At 38.9% G+C, this 21,806-nt stretch carries 21 protein-coding genes; 8 read left to right on the plus strand and 13 right to left on the minus strand.

What is annotated here, in order from left to right; genetic code table 11:
• Positions 1-30: 30 nt before the first annotated feature.
• Both P767_RS0101825 and bshC read left to right on the plus strand, forming a co-directional pair.
• Positions 31-1,281, plus strand: coding sequence for an NAD(P)/FAD-dependent oxidoreductase (locus P767_RS0101825; protein WP_026763180.1), 1,251 nt, complete (start codon positions 31-33; stop codon positions 1,279-1,281).
• A 24-nt stretch (positions 1,282-1,305) separates the two neighbouring features.
• Positions 1,306-2,907 carry a bacillithiol biosynthesis cysteine-adding enzyme BshC gene (gene bshC, locus P767_RS0101830; protein WP_026763181.1) on the plus strand — a complete coding sequence of 534 codons (1,602 nt, stop codon included), beginning with the start codon at positions 1,306-1,308 and terminating at the stop codon, positions 2,905-2,907.
• Positions 2,908-2,966: 59 nt separating this feature from the next.
• Here the strand turns inward: bshC and P767_RS15305 are convergent, their stop codons facing one another.
• Genes P767_RS15305 through P767_RS0101845 form a run of 3 tightly spaced genes read right to left on the minus strand, consistent with a single transcriptional unit; the run spans position 2,967 to position 8,311 of the window.
• Positions 2,967-5,372, minus strand: coding sequence for a transglycosylase domain-containing protein (locus tag P767_RS15305; RefSeq protein WP_071840016.1), 2,406 nt, complete (start codon positions 5,370-5,372; stop codon positions 2,967-2,969).
• Between the two features lie 27 nt (positions 5,373-5,399).
• Complete coding sequence (gene porW / locus P767_RS0101840) at positions 5,400-7,628, minus strand: type IX secretion system periplasmic lipoprotein PorW/SprE (protein WP_456113459.1); 2,229 nt, start codon at positions 7,626-7,628, stop codon at positions 5,400-5,402.
• A complete protein-coding gene (locus tag P767_RS0101845; RefSeq protein ID WP_157611317.1) occupies positions 7,580-8,311 on the minus strand; it encodes a hypothetical protein in 732 nt (243 codons plus the stop codon). Before P767_RS0101845 ends, porW begins: the two co-directional genes overlap by 49 nt.
• A gap of 84 nt (positions 8,312-8,395) precedes the next feature.
• Here P767_RS0101845 and P767_RS0101850 point away from each other — a divergent pair, with 84 nt between their 5' ends.
• Genes P767_RS0101850 through P767_RS0101860 form a run of 3 tightly spaced genes read left to right on the plus strand, consistent with a single transcriptional unit; the run spans position 8,396 to position 9,830 of the window.
• Positions 8,396-8,791, plus strand: a complete 396-nt coding sequence (locus tag P767_RS0101850; RefSeq protein WP_026752208.1) for a hypothetical protein — start codon at positions 8,396-8,398, stop codon at positions 8,789-8,791.
• A gap of 9 nt (positions 8,792-8,800) precedes the next feature.
• Positions 8,801-9,208, plus strand: coding sequence for a hypothetical protein (locus P767_RS0101855; RefSeq protein ID WP_157611319.1), 408 nt, complete (start codon positions 8,801-8,803; stop codon positions 9,206-9,208).
• Complete coding sequence (locus tag P767_RS0101860) at positions 9,195-9,830, plus strand: SprT-like domain-containing protein (protein ID WP_026763185.1); 636 nt, start codon at positions 9,195-9,197, stop codon at positions 9,828-9,830. The genes P767_RS0101855 and P767_RS0101860 overlap by 14 nt, the downstream gene beginning before the upstream one ends.
• A 54-nt stretch (positions 9,831-9,884) precedes the next feature.
• Here the strand turns inward: P767_RS0101860 and sucC are convergent, their stop codons facing one another.
• Positions 9,885-11,096 carry an ADP-forming succinate--CoA ligase subunit beta gene (gene sucC / locus P767_RS0101865; RefSeq protein ID WP_026763186.1) on the minus strand — a complete coding sequence of 404 codons (1,212 nt, stop codon included), beginning with the start codon at positions 11,094-11,096 and terminating at the stop codon, positions 9,885-9,887.
• A 115-nt stretch (positions 11,097-11,211) separates the two neighbouring features.
• On the opposite strand from sucC, the gene P767_RS15310 reads away from it, so the two are divergent.
• The gene (locus P767_RS15310) at positions 11,212-11,784 is read left to right on the plus strand and encodes a YceI family protein (RefSeq protein ID WP_051416982.1); all 573 of its coding nucleotides are present in this window, start codon (positions 11,212-11,214) and stop codon (positions 11,782-11,784) included.
• 107 nt (positions 11,785-11,891) lie between these two features.
• Here P767_RS15310 and P767_RS0101875 read toward each other — a convergent pair whose 3' ends face one another.
• From P767_RS0101875 to P767_RS0101885, 3 genes are all read right to left on the minus strand, one after another.
• Complete coding sequence (locus tag P767_RS0101875) at positions 11,892-12,401, minus strand: DinB family protein (protein ID WP_026763187.1); 510 nt, start codon at positions 12,399-12,401, stop codon at positions 11,892-11,894.
• A gap of 1 nt (position 12,402) precedes the next feature.
• Positions 12,403-14,070 carry a S8 family peptidase gene (locus P767_RS15315; protein ID WP_051416984.1) on the minus strand — a complete coding sequence of 556 codons (1,668 nt, stop codon included), beginning with the start codon at positions 14,068-14,070 and terminating at the stop codon, positions 12,403-12,405.
• A gap of 117 nt (positions 14,071-14,187) precedes the next feature.
• Positions 14,188-15,225, minus strand: coding sequence for an RluA family pseudouridine synthase (locus P767_RS0101885; protein WP_026763188.1), 1,038 nt, complete (start codon positions 15,223-15,225; stop codon positions 14,188-14,190).
• Positions 15,226-15,253: 28 nt separating this feature from the next.
• Between P767_RS0101885 and lipB the strand changes: the two genes are divergently transcribed.
• Positions 15,254-15,970 (plus strand): lipoyl(octanoyl) transferase LipB, encoded by a 717-nt coding sequence (gene lipB / locus P767_RS0101890; RefSeq protein WP_026763189.1) that lies wholly within the window; start codon positions 15,254-15,256, stop codon positions 15,968-15,970.
• A gap of 42 nt (positions 15,971-16,012) precedes the next feature.
• On the opposite strand, the gene P767_RS0101895 is transcribed toward lipB, so the two are convergent.
• Positions 16,013-16,519 carry a hypothetical protein gene (locus tag P767_RS0101895; RefSeq protein WP_026763190.1) on the minus strand — a complete coding sequence of 169 codons (507 nt, stop codon included), beginning with the start codon at positions 16,517-16,519 and terminating at the stop codon, positions 16,013-16,015.
• Between the two features lie 26 nt (positions 16,520-16,545).
• Positions 16,546-17,430, minus strand: coding sequence for a 1-aminocyclopropane-1-carboxylate deaminase/D-cysteine desulfhydrase (locus P767_RS15320; protein ID WP_051416986.1), 885 nt, complete (start codon positions 17,428-17,430; stop codon positions 16,546-16,548).
• Positions 17,431-17,487: 57 nt separating this feature from the next.
• Here P767_RS15320 and P767_RS0101905 point away from each other — a divergent pair, with 57 nt between their 5' ends.
• Entirely contained in the window at positions 17,488-18,387 is a 900-nt protein-coding gene (locus tag P767_RS0101905) for a nucleotidyltransferase family protein (protein ID WP_026763191.1), read from the plus strand.
• Between the two features lie 119 nt (positions 18,388-18,506).
• On the opposite strand, the gene P767_RS0101910 is transcribed toward P767_RS0101905, so the two are convergent.
• From P767_RS0101910 to P767_RS0101925, 4 genes are all read right to left on the minus strand, one after another.
• Positions 18,507-19,613 carry a S1C family serine protease gene (locus P767_RS0101910; RefSeq protein ID WP_037351536.1) on the minus strand — a complete coding sequence of 369 codons (1,107 nt, stop codon included), beginning with the start codon at positions 19,611-19,613 and terminating at the stop codon, positions 18,507-18,509.
• Between the two features lie 41 nt (positions 19,614-19,654).
• Positions 19,655-20,221, minus strand: a complete 567-nt coding sequence (locus tag P767_RS0101915; protein WP_026763193.1) for an RNA polymerase sigma factor — start codon at positions 20,219-20,221, stop codon at positions 19,655-19,657.
• A 269-nt stretch (positions 20,222-20,490) separates the two neighbouring features.
• On the minus strand, positions 20,491-20,931 hold the full coding sequence (locus tag P767_RS15325; protein WP_026763194.1) for a nitrilase-related carbon-nitrogen hydrolase: 441 nt from the start codon (positions 20,929-20,931) through the stop codon (positions 20,491-20,493).
• A 40-nt stretch (positions 20,932-20,971) separates the two neighbouring features.
• On the minus strand, positions 20,972-21,802 hold the full coding sequence (locus P767_RS0101925) for an RteC domain-containing protein (RefSeq protein WP_026763195.1): 831 nt from the start codon (positions 21,800-21,802) through the stop codon (positions 20,972-20,974).
• Positions 21,803-21,806 lie beyond the last annotated feature (4 nt).

Here is a 21,806-nt window from a genome sequence, read left to right on the forward strand (position 1 = left end):
ATTATTGTCTCAAAATTATACCCAAGTTAAATGAAAGTAACGATAATCGGAGGTGGAATTATTGGTTTGAGCAGCGCATGGTTTTTAAGTGAAGCGGGACATGAAGTAACGGTAATTGACCGGACAGATATGCAGAATAACTGTTCTTATGGAAATGCAGGATATGTTTGTCCCAGCCATTTTGTTCCGCTGGCCACACCAGGAATAGTTAAGCAGGGTTTAAAGTGGATGTGGAATCCGGAAAGTCCTTTTTATGTTCAGCCAAGACCAGACTGGTCACTTGTACAATGGGGCTGGAAGTTCATGCAAATGGCCAATGAAAAACAGGTAGAAGCGGCGGCTATTCCCTTGAGGGATGTTGCGTTTTTAAGTAAGCATTGGTATGAACAATGGGACAGGCTGCCCAATTTTTCATTTGCCTATGAGCAAAAAGGTTTATTGGAAATATTCAAGACAGAGAAGGGGAAGGAAAAATGTGAACACCTATGTAAGAAAGCGCAGGCTTTGGGCTTGTCTGATACGGTAATGCTGGATCGTACACAGCTGCAGGAGATGGAATCACATACTCCGCTGGATGCATTGGGTGCATTGTATTTTAAATGTGATGCGCATCTGTATCCGAATCAGCTGATGCAGCAATTATTAAACCTGCTTCAAGAAAAGGGTGTGAACCTGATTAAAAACGAAGCAGTAAGCGGATTTGAAACAGCGGGTAAAAAAATTATTGGAGTAAAAACAGAAAAAGGAAATTATCAAACGGATGAAGTGGTGTTGGCTTCCGGTTCCTGGAGCAGAGAGCTGGCCAGTCAATTAAATATAAATCTTTTATTGATGCCCGGAAGAGGGTATTCTGTTACGCTGGAAAATTCACCTTATCGGATTAATCATCCTAGTGTATTGGTAGAGGGTAGGGTGGCATTGACCCCGATGGACGGAAATAAAATCCGATTTGGTGGTACAATGGAAATTACATCAACCAATACGCCTCCCAGAATGAATCGCGTAAAAGGGATACTTTCTGCAGTGCAATCAGTGTATACTGATTTTAAAATAGACATGCCTCCTGTTGAAAATATCTGGTATGGTTACAGACCCTGTTCTGCAGACGGTCTACCTTATATTGGCAGAACCCGGAAATGGGAGAATCTGACCCTTGCAACCGGACACTCTATGATTGGACTAAGCCTGGGGGCAGGCACCGGAAAACTGGTTAGTGAAATCATTAACGGGAATTCTCTTAGTATGGATATTACTCCATTCAGTCCTGACCGATTTGCTTAAAACATTTGTATTTTTACAACCGATATGGATTGTAGCACGACGTATTTGCCATTTGAGAGTACCGGTTATTTTTCAAAGATTGTAGAAGCCTATCTTCAGCAACACGAAAATATCAGACCCTTTTATTTGCATGAGCCCAATTGGGAGGGGATTAAAACCTCTATTCAGTCTAGGGATAGTCATCCGGTAAACCGGAAAGTGCTTACTGAAGTATTGCAACAGCAATATATGGGTCAGAAAAATACGGAAGCAGTTTTCAGCAATATTTCATTGCTTAACGACTCGGCTACCTATACCATTACCACTGCGCATCAGCCCAATTTATTTACTGGCCCCATGTATTTTGTTTACAAAATACTTCATGTGATTAAACTGGCAGAATCCCTTTCAGCAAAATATCCTGATAAAAATTTCGTACCTGTTTTTTACATGGGAAGTGAGGATGCGGATCTGGATGAGTTGGGGTTTGTTAATATTGAAGGTGCTAAATGGAGCTGGGATACAAAGCAAACAGGTGCGGTAGGAAGAATGAAGGTTGACAAGCAATTGGTTTCGTTGATTGAATCCATTGCAGGTCAGTTAGGCGTATTACCGAATGGAAATGAATGGGTAGAATTATTACGTAATTGCTATGTTAATGGGAAGACCATTCAGGAAGCTACCTTATCATTGGTGCACACGCTGTTCGGGCATTATGGTTTGGTTGTATTAATTCCGGATCAACCTGCATTAAAAAAGTTGTTTGCTCCTGTAATGGCGAAAGAACTTACCGAACAGTTCTCTCATAAAGCGGTAACAGATACCATTCAAAGTCTGCAACAATTTTACAAAGTACAGGCTGCAGGCAGGCCCATCAATCTTTTTTATTTAATTGACGATAAGCGGGAGAGAATTGAAAAGGAAGGTAATGCGTATACAGTTCCTTCCCTTGGTTTGCGCTTTACTGAAGAAGCCATTTTGCAGGAACTGGATGAACATCCGGAACGGTTTAGTCCGAATGTGATTTTAAGGGGTGCTTTTCAGGAAACCATTTTACCCAATATCATCTTTGTTGGTGGGGGAGGTGAACTGGCTTATTGGCTGGAACTGAAAACAGTTTTTGAAAATGCGGGGGTTGCCTATCCCTTACTGATGCTGAGAAATTCATTTTCTATTTCTTCAGCCAAGCTTGCACAAAAGCAGATGAGTTTGCAACTGACGGATGCAGATTTATTTCTTCCGGAACATTTGTTAATTGGTCAGTATGTAGAGAAGCATACCGAACATCAGCTTAATCTGGATAAAGAAAAAGCAGCATTGCAGGCCTATTATGATCAGATGAGTAGATTGGCAACACAGATTGATCCCAGTCTGCGAGATCACGTGACTGCATTGTCTCATCAATCACTGAAAAAAGTGGATGAACTCGAGAAAAAAATGAAACGGGCCGAGAAAAGAAAATTTTCTACTGCAGCAAATCAAATTCAATCCATTAAACAAGCTTTATTCCCTGGCAATAGTTTACAGGAAAGACAGGAGAACCTGGCTTCCTTTTACGCCAGATATGGTAGTTCAGTTATTGATATGATTTATCAATCATCTGGTGATATTAATCCGGCATTCGGATTAATTAAATTACAGTCCTAGCTATTTCGCTTTTTAAAAGCAAAAACATTGATGGAATAAAAACAAGACTTTTTATTCCATTATCTGTTCCCACCCGGTTTTTTAACGGGAGGTGGTAAAACTGCTTTGGGTTTATCTGCAGGCTTGGGTTGGTTATTAGCTGGAACTGCAGGAGGGGTTGCAGGTTTCTTATTGTCAATAATCAAATCAGATTCTGCACCCAGGTCTTCTGGTTTAATGTTTTTGGGTATTTCATAATCTTCTGAAGTGCCTGCTCCCATATCTTCACCTTCTCCTCCTAAAATTTGGTTGGTGCCATTGATATAATCAATAATGATATCGTTGCTCATCACTTCCGGCTTAACAAAACTTAGTTTGGTGTCGATGCCACAATTGGGATCTGCAGCGGCTTTATTGAAAAAGTAAGCCCAGATTGGCATGGCGGCTCTGCCACCCTCACCATTCTTACTGTTGAAGCGAATAAAACGATCATCACAACCAACCCATCCGCCTGCAAGGTATTGTGGGGTATAGCCCATAAACCAGGCGTCACTGTTGTTGTTGGTGGTTCCTGTTTTACCAGCCATCTGTAATCCCGCAGGTAATCCATAGCCCCATATGCCGGCACCCGTACCATTGGTTAAAACCCCCTGCATCATTTTAATTACGGAATAAGCGGTAACGTCATTGATAACTTCTTTTCTCTGTGGAGTAAACGTGGCCAATACATTTCCATTGCGATCTTCAATTCGGGTAATATACATGGGCTTTGCATTGAAGCCTCTGCCAGGGAACATACTGTATGCCTGCATCATTTCAATCAAGGATATTTCGCAAGCGCCAAGGGCAATGGAAGGGTATGGATCTATCTTGGTTTTAAGTTCACACTTCTCTAAAAATTCAACGAATCTTTTTGCTCCATTGTTTGCTGTATTGTCCAGTTGCTTCATGATATAAGCAGAAGCACAGTTCCTGGATTTAGCCAGCGCAATTGCCATGGGGATGGTAGCTCCTGTACAGGTTTTGGAAGTAGCAGGTACCAGACCATATTGTCCAAAATTCTGCTGAACGTCTTGTACCGGTGAATTGGGATTCAGTCCGGCTTCTTCAATAGCTAAGCTGTACAATAATGGTTTAATGGTACTACCTACCTGTCTTTTGGTATTGATATTAGCGTGGTCGTATTTAAAGGTTTTGAAATCAATTCCTCCTACCCAGGCTTTAATTTGTCCGTTCAGCGGATCCATTACCATAAAGCCAGCCTGCAACATTTGTTTGTGGTATTTGATAGAGTCAAAAGGAGTCATTACTGTATCTATTCCTCTGTTGTTGTTCCATGCAAAAACGCGCATGGGTACTTTCTCCTGAAAAGTGCGAAGGTTTTCTTCATCTGTTAATCCTTCACGTTTTAAATTTTTCCAGCGGTCAGTTTGCTTGATGGCCTGTTCCAGAATGGGTTCAAATCCTTTCCAGATACTTCCTGTTCTGATATTTTCCTGTGTGTTGAATAATTTTTGCATGTAGCTCATATGTTTGGCTACTGCTTCCTCTGCATACAATTGCATACGCGGGTTAATAGTGGTATATATTTTTAATCCGTCTCTGTATAAATCGTACTGGTCACCATTGTTCTTGGTGTTTTCCTTACACCACTTTTTCATCTCTTCGCCCAGAATCATTCTGAAATAGGGTCCAAGTCCTGTTGTTTCATCGAGTTTTTTGTAATTGAGCTCAATGGGCTGTCTCTTCAGAATCTCTGCCTGTTGGGGATCCAGGTAATTGTTTCTGACCATCTGGCTCAGTACGGTATTTCTTCTGTCCAAAGATAATTTTGGATTTCTTCTGGGATTATACAATGTTGCACCTTTCAGCATACCTATCAACACGGCGGCTTCCTCTACATTCACCCGGTCGGGCTCTTTCTGAAAAAATGTTTTGGAAGCGTTTCTGATTCCATACACATTATCGCTGTAGGCAACAGTATTCAGGTAAAGAGTAATAATTTCTTCTTTGGTAAAATTTCTTTCCAGTTTTACAGCAATAATCCCTTCTTTAATTTTCTGCAGAGCCCTTAAGATGAAATTTTTAGTGCTCCAGTTTTCTGTAAAAAGGTTTTTAGCTGTTTGCATGGTAATGGTACTGGCTCCCCCTTCACTACCCAGATAAAAAATAGCCCTCCCCAATGAACGGGCATCTATTCCGCTGTGCTCATAAAAGCGTTCATCCTCAGTGGCAATTAAAGCCTCAATAATATGTTTGCTAATATCTTTATACTGAACATTGATTCTGTCTTCAATATAATATTTGCCCATTAAGGTTCCGTCTTCCGCGTAAACCTGAGAAGCCAGAGAAGCAGATGGATTTTCAATGTCATCCAGGTCGGGCATACTGCCAATCCATCCAAAATTCAACATGGCCAGCAGAATGATGACAAATGCAAAACCACCCAAAAAAATACGCCAGAATATGCGAACCGGTTTACTCATCTTTTGTTCTATGTTTGAAGGGTAAAATTAATATTTATCAGGGAACAGATTTCGCAACATTTGCCAGTAGGTACCTGTTTCTCCTTTTTTTAGCAATAAATTCAGATTCTCTCTGCTGATGATGGCAAAACTAAATTTGGATGAATCCAGCCAGGGTGTTACTCTGGAGCTTGCCTGTGGCCTGTTTCTATCTGTATAAGTGCTTGCCTCTGCTGCATTAGCAAAGGGACCCATAATTAAAATTTGTTCTGAATCATTTACCCTGATTACATTAATGGGTAGTTTCTGATTATAATACCTTTCCTGGTTAAAACGATTCCAGGCATTTCTGGCTTCACTTACAAAAACCGGATCTACCTTATAAAGTGCGATGGCTACAAACTGAGAATCGGAAGCATTAAACTGATAGGTTTCAGGAGCAAGTGCTTTTTCTATAGGAGCAGCTTTTATGTTGCCTGGCATAGTTGGTGCGCTTACTGGTACGGTAACTTTAACAGGGGCTTTAACTGTTAGGGGAAGATCTTCTGCCTTTGTGCTATTGAGATCAATTTTCTTATCTGGTATTTCTACCGGTCTCTCAACAGAAAGCTGGGACAGATAGGTTTCAATTTCCTTTCTTCTGTTAATAACATCCAAAAATGTTTTGGCTCTTTCGGCCAACGGATGTTCTTTAAACATACTGGCCAGCGTATTCAGTTTAATTTTAGCAATGCTATCCTGCTGATTTTTTAAGAAGTAAACCGATTCTATATAGAGCAGTTGCGGGGTCCAGTAAGAACTACCCAGTTGTTTGTCAGCATTTTGTTTTTTTAACAGTGCTTTTTCAAAATCGCCACTGATAAACTGGTTGTAAATATCCTGATACAGGCCAATAGCAGGATCAGTTTGTTCTTTACCCATATTGAGTAAAATCTGGTTGTTCTTTCCTTTGGGATAAAATGACTGAAGCAGTTGTTTAACTGAATCTGCTTTTCCGTATTGATTTGTTTTTTTATAAGCATTGTTTAATTGAAACCAAATATCTTCCAGTACAGCACTTTCCGGGAATCGTTTGGCTAGCAATTCGTAGGTTTCTATTGAAGCGGCTGCATCATTAAGCTCGTATTGAAATCCATTTGCATTATTTAATAGTGATTCTGTGATGGCATTATTGGATTGCAATAATTTTTCCGGTGTAAGTGGCAGACTATCTTCCAGCGAAGTAAAACTCAGTACAGCTGGGGCTGTATTGGCAGATTTGTTGTTTTTTTCGTCTGTGTCTATAGCAGCTACACTGAAGTTTCTGTCTACTGCCGATTGTCTTCTCCAGTTATCAATATTTGGGCGGTTGCCCCATTTAGCTTTAAAGTCGGAAAGTCCTTTGGTTTTTAAGGAATTATTGGCGAAATAAAACCCTGTTGCACCTGCGGTTCCAAATAAGTCCGCACCTGAGTTCAAATTCCCTCCAAAGCTGCTTCCTTGTTCTGCTTCGCTTTCTTTAATCCCCCGTTCTTTTCTTAGTTTCTTCAATAAACTGGTTAAATAGGCTTCTCTTTCAGCGGAGGGCAAGGCAGCAATTTTTTGCAAACTATCTTCTCTGTTTACCGTGATGAAACCCTTTGCAATTTTTTGTAAAGGGCCCTTGATGCTATTGGCTTTTGCGGTTTCCTTTTCGGTAAGTAATTGAGCATTCACGCTGTCCATTGCTGAAGAAGCTTCAATGTATTTTTTTTGTAAATAATTGGCTTCAGACAAAAGGAAAAATGACCTTGCCTTTTGCTCAGCATTTTTTTCATTGAATTCAATGCTTTTGTTCAGATAGTTGCTTGCCATCAGATAGTTTTTCTGAGACATGGCCAGTTCCGCTGCTGCATAATAAATTAAATCTCTGAATGCCTGATACTTCTCTCTTTTGGCCATCTGCAATAATTGGCTGAGATGAAAATTAACTGCGTCTTTTTTACCATCCGCAGATAAGGCAGCTATGTTTAAACGGGCAAATACATCTAAAAAAGGATCGGTGGTTTGTTTGATGGCTTTCTCGAACCATACAATGGCCATTGAATCTTTATTGGCCAAGCTATAGAGTTGTGCAGCCAGGTATTCCCATCTTGCCATTTCCTGATTATTGGTAGCATTGGGGAGTGCTTTGGTTAAATGAAAGGCTGCGCTATCGTATTTTTTATCCTTGTATAATAAATAGGCATATTGTTCATGCCACTGTGTTTTTAGTCTTTCAGGAAAAAACGGTCTGCTGCCAGAATTTGTAAAAGAGATTCTGCATCATCCAGTTTTTCCTGCTCAATAAAATTTCTGGCCTGCATAAGAAAGCTTTCGTTTCTGGCCGGAGCAGGAGATGATATTTTCTTCCAGAAATTGCGTTTTTCATCCGTACTCACAGAGAAGGAACCTCCTTTGCTGCTTACGTTGCTTCCTATGGGAATATCATATCCATCTTCTTTGTTTGCAAAAGCATAATTGATGTAATTGAATACGTAAGTAGCAGAGTCAAAATCTTTGCGATGCAAATAAGCATTACCCATTAATAAATAAAACTGATCAACCCAGTCGCTTCTGAGGTCATGTAAAAGGATACCCGCAGTACATTTATAAATAATGCTGTCTATTTGCCCTTTTGAAGTTTCATTCAGGGAATAATTATAGAAAGGTAAAAGTTCCCTGTAGTTTTCTTTATGCTGCAATTTTGCAGTGCTTATGATGTCATTTAATTTGCTGTTGGCATTAAAATAATAATTGTAGTGACTTACAGTATTATTGTACAGCCTTTTGGGTATGGTAAATTTTTTGTTCCCCGTTTTTTCAGAAGCCAATACCCTGTTCTGGTATTTCTCCTGCTTGGGTATTTCAACGGAAGTATTGGGTTGCGCATTAATCAGTGAGCAACAAAATAGTAAAATACCTGTCAGGATCCAGTTATGTCTAAATTTCCGATAGTGCATAAAATCCATTAAAATTACAGTTATTTCTTTAGCATACCCATATAAAACCATACCAATCCGTACCTTTAACCCAGTTTTTATAGTATGGACAAAATAAATAAAGAAAGTACTTTTAAAAGGTTGCGCAATACCTATCGGCTGGTTATCATGAACGATGATACCTATGAGGAAATGATTGCGTTTCGATTATCCAGATTAAGTGTTTACATAGGTTTGAGTACTGTTTTTGTATTGTTAATTGGCCTCACCATAGCATTAATTGCCTTTTCTCCTTTAAAATACTATATCCCTGGTTATGGAACCAAGGAAAGCAGAACCGCACTTCAGCTTTTAAAGATCAGGACAGATTCCTTGGAAAATGAAATACGATACAAGGAACAATACCTAGAGGGCATTAAGAAAGTATTGGCAGGGGATAAGCCTGCAACACTGGATACTGTTCCGCTGGCCCTGCCAAAAGTGGAAGCTTCAAATGATTAATTTATTACTATGTCGTCAATTTTCATAAAGCCATTCCGACCTGTACTTTATTTATTTATTCTGGTAAATCTATTGTGTTTGTTTCTCGGCGTTTTTTTTAAAAAGCAGGATATTAATCCCTGGGTAGTTGCTTCTACAAATTTGTTGTTGTTTGCCATCAGCATGTTTAGTTTGCAACAACAATTGAAACAGTCGAAAGATACCAATCCTCATGCCATGGTAAGAGGTGTAATGAGTACGGTAGTACTTAAATTGTTTGTGCTGGGATCTGCTGCTATTGTTTACCTCTACAATGCAGGAGAAAATAAAAGTGTGAATGCCATTTTTTTAGGAATGGCTTTATATATTATGTATACATGGCTGGAAGTTAAACTTTCACTGAAAATAAATCATTCAAGTAAAGATGGCGGCAACTGAACATCCGCTGAAAGACCTAGCTGAGTTTTTGCCTGAAGGCAGTTTTGATCACGTAGTTCAATACCTGTATCAATATAAAGTACATCTTACTGTTGCAAGAAGCCGTAAAACGGTACTTGGGGATTACAGGCATGCATTTCGTGGAAACAATCACCGAATCAGCGTTAACGGGAATCTGAATAAGTATGAATTTCTGATTACACTCCTTCATGAACTGGCACATTTATTAACTTTTGAACAGTATAGGAATACCGTTCCTGCGCATGGAACAGAGTGGAAAAAACTATACAGTCAGTTGCTGGTACATTTTGTACAGCTGAAAGTATTTCCCGATGATATAGTAAAAGCCCTGGAAAAATCCATCATTTCTCCTGCGGCAACTGCCAACGGGGAAACAGAATTACTAAAAGTGCTTCGTAAGTATAATCCCCATAAACCCGAAGGCATTTGCTTGCTTTGTGATGTTCCCCTTGGTACGGTTTTCATGATCTCTAATGGAAAAATTTTTCAAAAAGGGGAGCTTCGCAGAAAAAGATATGTTTGCGCAGAATTAAAGACAGGGCTATTGTACACCATTAGCGCCATCACTGAAGTTAAGCCCATTCCGGAAAATAAGGGGTAATAAAAAAGCCATAGAGGATTTTTCTATGGCTTTGATATATTTAGCTAATTGAAATTAGGCTACTGCTTGCTTTACTAAGGCAGCTGCTTCGCTTAACTGGATAGCAGATTGTACTTTAAGTCCGCTTTCGTCAATTAATTTTTTAGCTTCAACAGCGTTGGTTCCTTGCAATCTTACAATAATCGGGATATTAATGTTACCTAATTTGTTATAGGCTTCAATTACCCCCGCAGCAACACGATCACATCTTACGATACCACCAAAGATATTGATAAGGATTGCTTTTACGTTAGGGTCTTTCATGATGATTCTGAATCCAGCCTCAACGGTTTGGGCATTCGCTGTACCACCCACGTCAAGGAAATTGGCGGGTTCTCCTCCACTTAATTTAATCATGTCCATGGTAGCCATAGCAAGACCTGCACCATTTACCATACAACCTACGTTGCCATCTAATTTTACAAAGTTAAGGTTGTACTGACCTGCTTCAACTTCAGTAGGATCTTCTTCTGTTACATCTCTTAGCGCAGCAACATCAGGATGACGCATCAATGCGTTATCGTCAATATTCATTTTACAGTCTACTGCAATGATTTTTTCATCACTTGTTTTAAACAGTGGATTAATTTCTAACATACCACAGTCTAAACCAACATATGCATTGTACAGGTTGGTTACAAACTTTACGCAGTTCTTGAAAGCTTCTCCGCTTAAGCCAAGATTGAAGGCTATTTTTCTTGCCTGGAAACCTTGTAAACCGCCTCCAGGGTGAACCCACTCTTTAAAAATCTTTTCAGGAGTATTGTGTGCCACTTCTTCAATATCCATTCCCCCTTCTGTACTGTACATTACCACATTCATTCCAGTAGCCCTGTCCAGCAGGATAGACAAATAAAATTCCTTAACAGGATTGGGGCCAGAATAATAAACATCCTGGGCAACCAGTATTTTGTTTACTTTCTTACCTGCTTCACCTGTTTGGATGGTAACCAATGTGCCTCCAAGAATATTTTTTGCAATATTGGTTACATCTTCAGCGCTTTTTGCAACGGCAACCCCTCTTTGTTCGGTTCCCACAATTTTACCCTTCCCGCGTCCGCCAGCATGAATCTGGGCTTTCACAACTGCAAAATTATTGCCAGTCTGGGTTTTAATTTGACGGTAAGCTTCCTCTGCAGCCATCACCGTATCTACTGCAATACCTTCCTGCACTGGAACTTGGTATTTTTTGAGTAATTCTTTTGCCTGGTACTCATGAAGATTCATATGGAACAATTTTTGCGAAGATAAGATAATCCAACATGCAGATTTTAAACCTTTTAAAAAATTTGTTGTTGTAACATTAAATTTCACTATTTTTGAAACATTAAACAAAATCAACATGAAAAAAATTGCATTAGCGCTGTTAGGTACAGCTTTTTTAGCGGGTGTTTATTCATTTACTACAGTGAATAAAACAATGGATGTAGTTACTTACAAAGTAGAAGCAGGTAAAAGCAGAGTAGACTGGGTAGGCTCTAAGAAAAATGATTTTCATACAGGATACTTCACTGTAAAGAGCGGAGCGGTTCAGGTTAACAATGGTAAAGTTACCGGAGGTGAGTTTGTAATTGATTTGGCAAACTTAAAAGTTACGGATGCTGCAGGAGCAAAACTGGAGGGTCACTTAAAGGCTGCTGATTTCTTTGAAGTTGCTAAATTCGGAGAAGCTACTTACAAGATCAATACTGTAACCTACGCTGATGAGAACAATGCAACCATCAACGGTACATTGAATTTAAAAGGCGCAAGCTTACCAGTAAGTTTTAATGCGGTTATCAGAAGTGCTGATGATAAGGGTTTGTTTGCCGAAGCTTTCTTCTCAATGGACAGAACTTTATTCGGTATCAACTACGGAATTGGTAATATCGCTAAAGAAGTACAGGTAGCAGTACACTTGTTCGCTACTAAATAATGAAGGTATATACCCCAACTAGATAAGTGAAAAAGACTATGTGAAAAACCCGGATCATTTTGATCCGGGTTTTATTTTTATAAGTCGGTTGGTTTTAAGCAATTAAGCTATTGGTATCTTTCCTCAATTATTTGTTTGTGATGAAGCAAGTGACCGAATATGATAAAGGCAATTGCAGTTGCGGTTACCGGAAGATTGCTCGCAATCCCTGACTGCTGTAATTGCGACTCTTTTAATGATTTCAGCAACAAATCGGTTGATTTTCTCAACGCCTTAAATTCTTCTTTCAGTTCAATAAATGTTCTGCTATTGGCTTCAGCTGAAGCTGCATATTGGTTTTCGTCAAAACCTGGCAAAGGGGTCTGGTCATTTCTGGAAATTCGCAACAGCCTGTATTGCATGATTCTTTCTGTATCAATGATATGTTGTAACATATCTTTCAATGTCCATTTGTTTTCAGCATACCGGTAATCGGCTTTTTCGTCTGCTAAATTTAAAAAGAAATAGGTTAATGGGTGCGATAAGGTATTCACCAATTCCTGAACATTGTCCTGTTCAACTTTTTGGATATAACCGTTGAAGTAGGAGGGGTAATCTCCCGATTGAGGTTTGGCCATTTTACTTTTTTGTGTTGTTATTATTTTTTGCTGGTATAACAGGTTTATATTCTAGTGCTGTTCTAACAGCATTGTAGGCGTTTACAATACCTCCAGTCTTAGAGAGGTTTGCAAAAGAGACTTTTTCCTGGTCAGATCCAGGTTTAATGCAAGCGATATCGGCTTCTGGTTTAAATACAGATTGCTCTAGAATATTTTTTATTTCTATAGCCGACAGATGAGGGATATAGGATTTTAAAATAGCTGCGATTCCTGTAACAATAGGAGTTGCCATACTGGTACCTTTCAGATTTCCATAGTTATTTCCACCTGGCATGGTTGAGTAAATTTTAACTCCAGGAGCAAATAAATCTACCTGTGTTTTTCCATAACTGCTGAAATCAGCAGCTATGCTAGGTCCCAAGGTTAAATCGCTGCTTGCACCTACTGTAACATAATTTTTAGCAAATACTTTCCAAGGACTTAGCCATGGGTTGGGAAAATTTTCAACCGAATCAATATTTTCTGCATCGTTACCAGAAGCGTGAATCAGTAATACATCTTTTTGTTCTGCGTACTTAATGGCGCTGTCTACCCAGGATTTTTCTGGAGAGAAAGATTTACCAAAACTCATATTGATAATTTTTGCGCCATTGTCTACCGCATAACGAATAGCCAATGCTACATCTTTGTCATATTCGTCACCATCCGGAACTATTCTTAATGTCATGAGCTTAACCTGGTCTGCAACTCCATCAATTCCAATATTATTTCTTTTTGCAGCAATGATTCCTGAAACGTGTGTACCATGTGTAGGGCCTGGTCCCATTACGTCGTTATTGCCATAATATCGATCGTTGAAATCAAAATAATTATCACCTACAATTTCAGCTCTGAAATTATAAGGGGCCACTTCCTTTGATTCAAATGCCAATTTTTTCCCTTCAATGTATTCATCTAGTTCCTTCAGCGCAAGCGTGTTTTTTTCTTCAGGATCCATTTGCAACATTTTCATCACTGTTAAAAAGCCAAGTTTGGCATCCCTTGCTGTTTTAGTAATGGGATCAAATTTTTCCAATTTTTCACAACTATATTCTTCAACCCCCATTTCCTGCCTTAAAACCTTATCGTGTCTTTTCAATGCTTTCGCAGTAACTTCAATGAACATAAGCTCGGTCATTTCCTCCTGACTGAAATTGAGTTCATTGGCTGCTTTCAGCCACATTCTGTAATTTAATTTTTGCTGAAGATCCAATTGAGCAGTGTCAATGTATTTTCCTAAAAACTGTTCTTTCCATCTGTGGTAAACACGTGCCCTTTCGTCTCCTGCTTTTTTCAGGCTCTTGCCATTTGGACCTCCTAAAAAATTCCAGCCATAAATATCATCGATGTATCCGTTTTTATCATCGTCTATACCGTTGCCCGGAATTTCTTTTGGGTTTTTCCATAAAATATCTTTCAAGTCTTCGTGTGTGGTGTCAACGCCAGAGTCTAGCACTGCAACAATTACCTGTTGTGCTTTCTTGTTTTTTTGCTGCAATAAATCGTAAGCTTTTTTCAAACTAATCCCATGCAACTTACTGGTTTCCCAATCCATTAGATGCCAACCCTTAGGTGTTTCCGTTTGAGCATAAGTAGCATACGTAAAGCACATCCCTATAACGGTGGCAAGCACATTTCCGCGAATCATGTAGTGTAAATTTTCTCTCCGTACAAATTTGCGTAATACTACGGATTTTTTTCAGCTTCCGGTTTTATTTATCAATTCATTAAGGAGCTGTTCAATGAAGCGGCTGCTAATAAAATGTTAAACCTTACTGTACGACCTCCATTTTTCTATTACCTGCTTCATGTCTTGTGGAAGTTCAGATTCAAAGAAAATTTCCTTGCCGGTAATCGGGTGCACAAATCCCAGCGTAGTTGCATGTAATGCGCACCTATTACAAATGTCAAAACAGTTGTCTACAAATTGTTTATACCGGGCATAAATAGTGCCTTTTAAAATTTTATCCCCCCCATACTCAAAATCATTAAATAGGGTATGACCAATATGTTTCATGTGGACCCTGATCTGGTGGGTTCTGCCTGTTTCCAGATGACATTCAACCAGTGTAACATAATTAAATCTTTCCATTACTTTATAGTGGGTAATGGCATGTTTACCGGTTTCACCGTCTGGGTAAGCATCAAACATTTTACGGTGTTGTTTGTGCCGTGCAATATGGGCGTTGATAGTTCCTTCTTCGGCTTCCATATTTCCCCAAACCAGTGCAGTATACTTCCTTTTAACAGTATGATTAAAAAATTGCTTTGCTAATTTCGCGGCAACTTCTCCTGTTTTGGCTAGTACAATCAAACCAGTTGTATTCTTGTCTATTCGGTGTACCAACCCAAACCTGGGTAAACTTTCTTCGCTGATATTTGGATTTTGCTGACGCAGATAATAGGCAACACCGTTTAATAAAGTCCCGCTAAAATTCCCCACTCCCGGGTGAACAACCATATTGGCTGGCTTATTAATCACCATCAATGCATCGTCTTCATAAACAATATTCAGGGGTATGGGCTCTTCTTTTAAGACGGTATGTTCCGGATTTACCAGACTCATCAGCACTATCTCATCACCTGGTTTTATTTTATAATTGCTTTTAACTGTTTTGCCATTAACGGTTAAAAATCCTGATTCAATGCCTTGTTGCACCTTATTACGGGTAGATCCTTCCATGTGCATCTGGACCCATTTGTCAATTCTATAAGGTTCCTGACCTTTATCTACAATAAAGGCCTTACGTTCATATAATGCATCAGACTGTTCTTCTGAAATTAATTCTGTATCTACGTGCATAGGGCAAAATTAGCTTTATTTTTGCGGTATGCTACAAGAAGTCCTTTTTGAAGATTTGGGTGTAAAGCCATACAAAGAAGTCTGGGATAATCAGGAGAAGCTGTTGAAGGCCAATGCTGATATTAAGATGAATTTTAAATTCGGGGAAGCAGCCCAAACAAGGCCAGATCAAATTCCAACAACTCATCACCTGTTGTTCGTAGAGCATCCACCCGTTTATACATTGGGTAAGAATGGGAAGGAAGAGCATGTATTAATTTCTGAGGCAGAAAGAATGAAAAAGGGCATAGAATATTTTCATATTAACCGTGGGGGGGATATTACTTTTCATGGTCCCGGTCAATTGGTGGGATATCCGATCCTGGATCTGGAAAGGTTTAAAACAGACCTCGGCTGGTATTTAAGAACATTGGAAGAAGTATTTATCAATACATTGGCCGATTATGGATTAAAAGGAGAGAGAAGTGTTGGAGAGACCGGTGTATGGCTGGATGCTCATATAAAAGGAAAAGAAAGGAAAATATGTGCCATGGGAATCAAATGTAGCCGATGGATTACCATGCACGGTTTTGCCTTTAATGTAAATACCGATTTAAGTTATTTTAGTCATATTGTCCCCTGTGGTATTCAGCATAAACAAGTTACTTCATTGGCACAAGAATTAGGAAAGGTAGTAGACTTGTCAGAAGTTAAATACAGGGTGAAAAAGCATTTCGAAAAGCTCTTCAATTGTAAGTTGGTTTAGTCTCAGTAAAACCTACAAATCAATTCATAAAGCTGGGTATAGTTATTGTAACAGGAATTTATTTTTTTCCAGTATGATACCATCGCAATACAGTTCAAACTGATACCATCCGCTGTGGTAAAAATTGCTTTTTTCCAGAATGATTTTGTCTTCCTTAATATTGGTAAGGTTGATTAAAAGTTTCATCCCGCTGTAGATAAACAAACTGTATCTTTTATGTTGGGTATTATTCAGGCTGATTACTAAATTGCCAAAGTTGTTGGTATATACATATGGGGAAGGAGTCCAGCTTACGGCAAGGCTATCAGATTTGGCAGGAAAATAAGCAACTGTATTTTTATTGATGCGACTTAAACTGTCTTTTGTAAAATTAAAGATAGAGTCTCTGAATTTCTTGTAGTCTTGCTGTTTTAGCTCCTTAAAGAGTTTATTGTTTAATAAAACCTTTTGTGTATCTGACTTGGTATTACGCTTTAATTTGCCTCTTTTTTGAGCTGTTGCTGTTTGAGTGCACAAAAAAAGGAAGAGAATTAAATACAAGACTTTCATACGAATGCAAATATAATTTGAAGTCTTTAGAAGCAAAGGGTGTTTTTAGATAAGCTTCTATTGCCCTGTAATCCGCCGCTATGTATTAACAATAGGTTTGCATTCTCTTCAAAATACCCTTTTGGTATTAGCTCTTCTGCGGTATAGAAAAGTTTAGAAGTGTAAACAATATCTGTAGGAATCTGGGTTCTTTGGTAAAAATCATTCATGTAGGCAATTAACTCTTTGGGATGCTTGGCATAACCACCAAAATGATAATCGTGCAGACAAGTAATCTTATTATGAAGGGTTTCCGGTAACAATCCGGCAATACTGTCTTCCAGTGCTGTATTATTTTTTAACACACTGATCCCAATAATTTTCTGATATTCAGCAGCTCCCATTATCAACCCGGCTGCCATTGTACCTGTTCCGCAGGCACAGAGAATATGGGTGAACTCATTACAATCCTTTGCAGATAAGATGGTGGCTGCTCCCTTTGCCCCTTGCATTCCATAGCCCCCTTCATCCACCCAATAAATTTCATGGTGGTTGGGATATGATTCTATGATTTCTTCTCTTACTTTAAAGGATTGTCTGGATACTGGTATGATTTTCATTCCCCATTCTCTGGCTTCCTGTAAAGTAGGGGAGTCGTCTGCTTCGCCCCGGATAATACCAACAGATGCCAGCCCATTCAGGTTGGCTGCGGCAGCCAATGCCACAATATGGTTGGAGTAAGCCCCACCAAAACTTCCAATTGTTTTGTAGCCTTGTTTTACCGCTTCTTCCAAGTAAAACCGAAGCTTGAACCACTTATTTCCACTTATAATAGGGTGAATCAGGTCGGTTCTCAATACAGACATTGCAATCTTACTGCCGTTTAAATTACCCAATCTGTCTAACCGTATATGATTTATGTCAGGAAACATATTATAATGAATTGTTGCAATGTTAATTGTTTTAACTTTGATAGGTAAAATAAAACTATGAAACCTACCCTAGTTATTCTCGCTGCTGGTATGGCCAGTCGCTACGGAAGTATGAAACAAATTCAGTCTTTTGGCCCGGATGGAGAGACCATAATGGATTATTCCATTTATGATGCCATCAAAGCGGGTTTTGGTAAAGTTGTATTTATCATTCGTGAAGAATTTGCCGAACAATTCAAAGCCATCTTTGAACCCAAGCTTGCTGGGAAAATTGCAACCGACTATGTATACCAGCATCTAGAAGATTATACCAAGGGCTATACCATCCCTGCAGACAGGGCTAAGCCTTGGGGTACAGCTCATGCAGTATTATGCTGTAAGGGTAAGGTAAACGAGCCTTTTGCTGTAATTAATGCAGATGATTATTATGGAAGGGATGCTTTTGATAAGGCAGTTCACTTCTTAAATAACCAATGCAACGCATCCACTTTTGCTTTGGTGGGTTATGAGTTACAGAAAACGCTTAGTGAAAACGGAAGCGTCAGTCGTGGGGTTTGCACTGCGGATGCCAATGATAACCTGACAGAAATTAACGAGCGAACTAAAATTTACCGGGAGAATGGAGAAATAGTTTACGAAGATGAAGCCGGTAAGCACCCATTGCCAGGAAATAGTCTAGTAAGCATGAATTACTTCTGTTTTTCACCAGATTTTATTGATATGTGCGAAGATATGTTTACTGCATTTCTTCAGGCGAAGGGTCAGGAACTAAAGTCAGAATTCTTTATTCCTTATGCAGCCAATGAGTTCATACAATCCGGAAAAGGCGTTTTAAAAGTACTTCCTACATCAGCGCAATGGTTCGGTGTTACCTATAAGGAAGATGCTCCCGGTGTTCAGGCGGCAATTAATGCGCTAGTGGATGCTAAAGTATATCCTGCTTCACTCTGGAAATAACAACACGCAATATTTAAAAACCCGATCAAAATTTGATCGGGTTTTTTGTGTTTATGAGTTTAAGATATGAAGACTCTTTGTGTACTTTCTGGCTGAATTGAATACCCTAAATGGTGGGTTTATTTGGTGTAGGCTTTTACAAAGAACACACAATCTTCTACTTTGGTAATCTGTGTTTTTCTCTCAACGCCCTTAAGCGCCGACTTGGATGGAAGTTTTACTTTCCTGAATGCTGTATCCGATTTCTTCAGGTCTTCAATGATGGAATGAATATTTTTTGATTTTACAGCGAATGCCACTCCGTCTGCCTGTGCCTGTCTGGTACTTAGTACGCCAATTACTTCTCCGTTTTTATTAAATACAGGTGCTCCGGAGTTGCCAGGGTTTGCACTTATCTGAATCTGGTAAGACAATGAATCACCGTTAAAGCCTGTTTTAGCACTCAGATACCCCATTCCGTAAACGATTTCATTTCTTGGGTAACCCAGAGTAAATATTTCCTCTCCTAAAGAAGAGTTGGTTTTCTGAATGCTGTAAGGAATGGACTTTACAGATTCATATTCTTCATCATTGATTTTTAAAATGGCCAGGTCTTTATCGTGGTCAATTAATACAATTGAAGATTTAAATTCAGCGCCTTTGCTGTTTACTACAATGGCTCCTGTTCCTTTAAGGATATGCGCATTGGTAACGATATAGCCTTTGGGATCAACCAGAAATCCTGAACCTCCGCTTAATAATCTTGCGTTGGTTGGAATTTTGGAAGTCACTTCGTTAATTATATTTACCTGTGCCTGCTGATTCTTTTTTACCACTTCCAGGTCTTTACCTAACTGTTCTAATTTTGGATCATTTACCGAAGTAGAAAAATACATGGCCAGCCCACTAATAAACAGCGCAATAACACCGCCTACAGAGGCAGCAATAGCGGTAACTCTTTTATATTTATTCCAGAATTGAATTACTTTTCCCTTTGTGCTTATGGCTCCACCTTCATTTAGATCACCTCTTTCTAACAGGTATTGGTGAACTTCATGCAAAGTTTGTTTGATCTGAATATTGGCGGCATAGTCCGCAATTTGATGAAGGAACATATTGTGCTCAACCACCATCTGATCAATTTCAGGTGTTGTTTTTCTCAGGTTCTCAAAATAGCTGCGCTCTTCAGCACTCATTTCACCGCTGAGATATCGTTCAATTGCGTCTAGTAATAAAATATCATCCATCAAGGTTCTATTCTTTTATCTGGTAAATCTTCTATTAAGGCCTATTCACCAATATTATATTGTGAAAAGAAAAGTTTCTTCAATCGCATCAGGCATTTGTACTTCTGGTTTTTGGCATTGTCTGCATTGGTGTAGCCAAATTCAGCTGCCAGTGCATTCATGTCCATTTTTTTCAGGTAGTAACCTTGCAATAAACTCTTACAGGGTTCCCCCAAACTATTCAAAGCCCTATCCATTATAGCAAACTCTGCATTTCTCTTCTCATGGTTTTCCCAGTCCTCTTCAACAGCTACCGTTTCTTCAAATCCGTCAATTGAGCCAGTATATCTTCCCATTTGCTGTAATCTTTTTAACCATAATCTCCGGCAAATGGAATAGAGATAGGTTTTAATCTGACAAGTCAATACAAAAGAATCTGTTTGGGACTTTTCGTATAAAGCAATCATTGCTTCCTGAAAAATATCCCTAGCCTCGTCGTAGCTCCCATTGTTATTCAGAATAAAAGCCTGAATCATATTAAAATTATCTTTATATATGATCTCAATTGCTTTAGAGTCGTTGTGAGCCAGACCTTTCAGTAATGCTTGTTCGTTCGTATCTCCTTTCACTGTCTGTGTCTTTAATACGTTTGTCTATTAAAAGTAACCCAAAATAGGCCTAAAAATTTTTTTTGAGAAAAACTTTAAAAAAGACAAGTAGGTTTATCGTGAGTAGTTTACGATGGATTGAATTGCAATCGGTAACGATTTGGTAATGGTGCTTAATGCATTCATTCTCACTAACTTTCCTTGTAAATCTAAAGACAAAGATAAAAAAATGGGCAGATAATTTTAGTTTATCTGCCCATTTTTTACGTGGATAAATTTGAAAAGCACCATCAATTTTTATCGTCTAAGGATATTACCTCAATATCATTTAATTCAGGTGACCCGCCACGATGTGCACATCCAGCTGCTACATAGTATGTGTTATTTATTCGTACAACCTGCGTTCCGTGCCCACCAAGGGCAACAAATATACCGGCCTCTTTGACAGCTTCCTGGATTAGCTTAACATACCCGGAATTTTCCTCAATGCTGTTGTTCCAATAGTCCAGCCACAGTTCCCGTCCTCTTTCTGTTCTTTTACCGACTACGGCATCATAAGAGAGCCCACGTGGGTAAGCAGGTATGAATGCTTCGGGAAAAAGCAGTAACTTACAATTTTCGGCTTTTGCTTTCTGTATCCATTGGATTACTTTTTCGACTGTTTTTTCTATATCAAACAGCACCGGAGTTGCCTGTACAACACCTACTTTAACTTTTGTATCTATTGCCATGATATTGTTTTATAAATTTAGATCATTACTTCTTCAAAATTTACTTCTCATCCTGTTCATCCATCGCTGATAGCATGGTATCTTTCAGGGTGTCCAAAAACTTGGTTCGGTTGACTTTTCTATTCCTGATCTCCAAGTAAGAGTGGTAAAAATCTCCCAAGTCAATATTGAAAGCATTTTCCATAGCCTTTGCAATCACCTTTATTTCGACATTACCATTGTCAAAAGTCCCGCTGTGATGTAAAGCGTATATCAATTCAATGAGTGAAGTTTTACTACCTGTCCAATTAACTGATGCCGGGCTTGGTAATATATTGGTTCCCTTTTCATTCAGATCATGTTGATGTTCCAGATAAACCTGGATCATATCATTGGCGATGATTTTGGCAACCTTATAATCATGTGAAGTTGAGAAGGTAGGATCTGCCTCAAAGAAGAATGTATCAAGGTTTAGTTTTACATCGGCATTACCTCTTAAGAACAACTTACGGTCTAAAAAAGTATTGTTGGTTCGGTAATACTTATAAAATTCGAGATTGTTCTCGAAAAAGCGTTGCAGTTTATGAAGTTCCGCATTCAGATATTTTCTGATTATCTTTCTACCTCCATTTGGCCTTTTTGTCTCGATCTTAAAAACAGAATTAAAAAATATAAGCCTTGAAACTACCTTTGGTTTTACGTTTTTGAAAAAGTGGATTTCATCTTCCTCAGATTTAAAGCCATTTTCCTGAACATATTTCCGTAAGGTGGTCAAATGACGTAAAATAATATTGATTGTATCTTCTACCTGATGCACGGGGTACTTCGCTTCCAGTATAATGGAATTTATCTCATCTTCCACATCTTGAACTATATTCAGAATCTTTTTCATAAGG

The organism is Sediminibacterium salmoneum NBRC 103935 (assembly GCF_000511175.1).
Taxonomy (GTDB): domain Bacteria; phylum Bacteroidota; class Bacteroidia; order Chitinophagales; family Chitinophagaceae; genus Sediminibacterium; species Sediminibacterium salmoneum.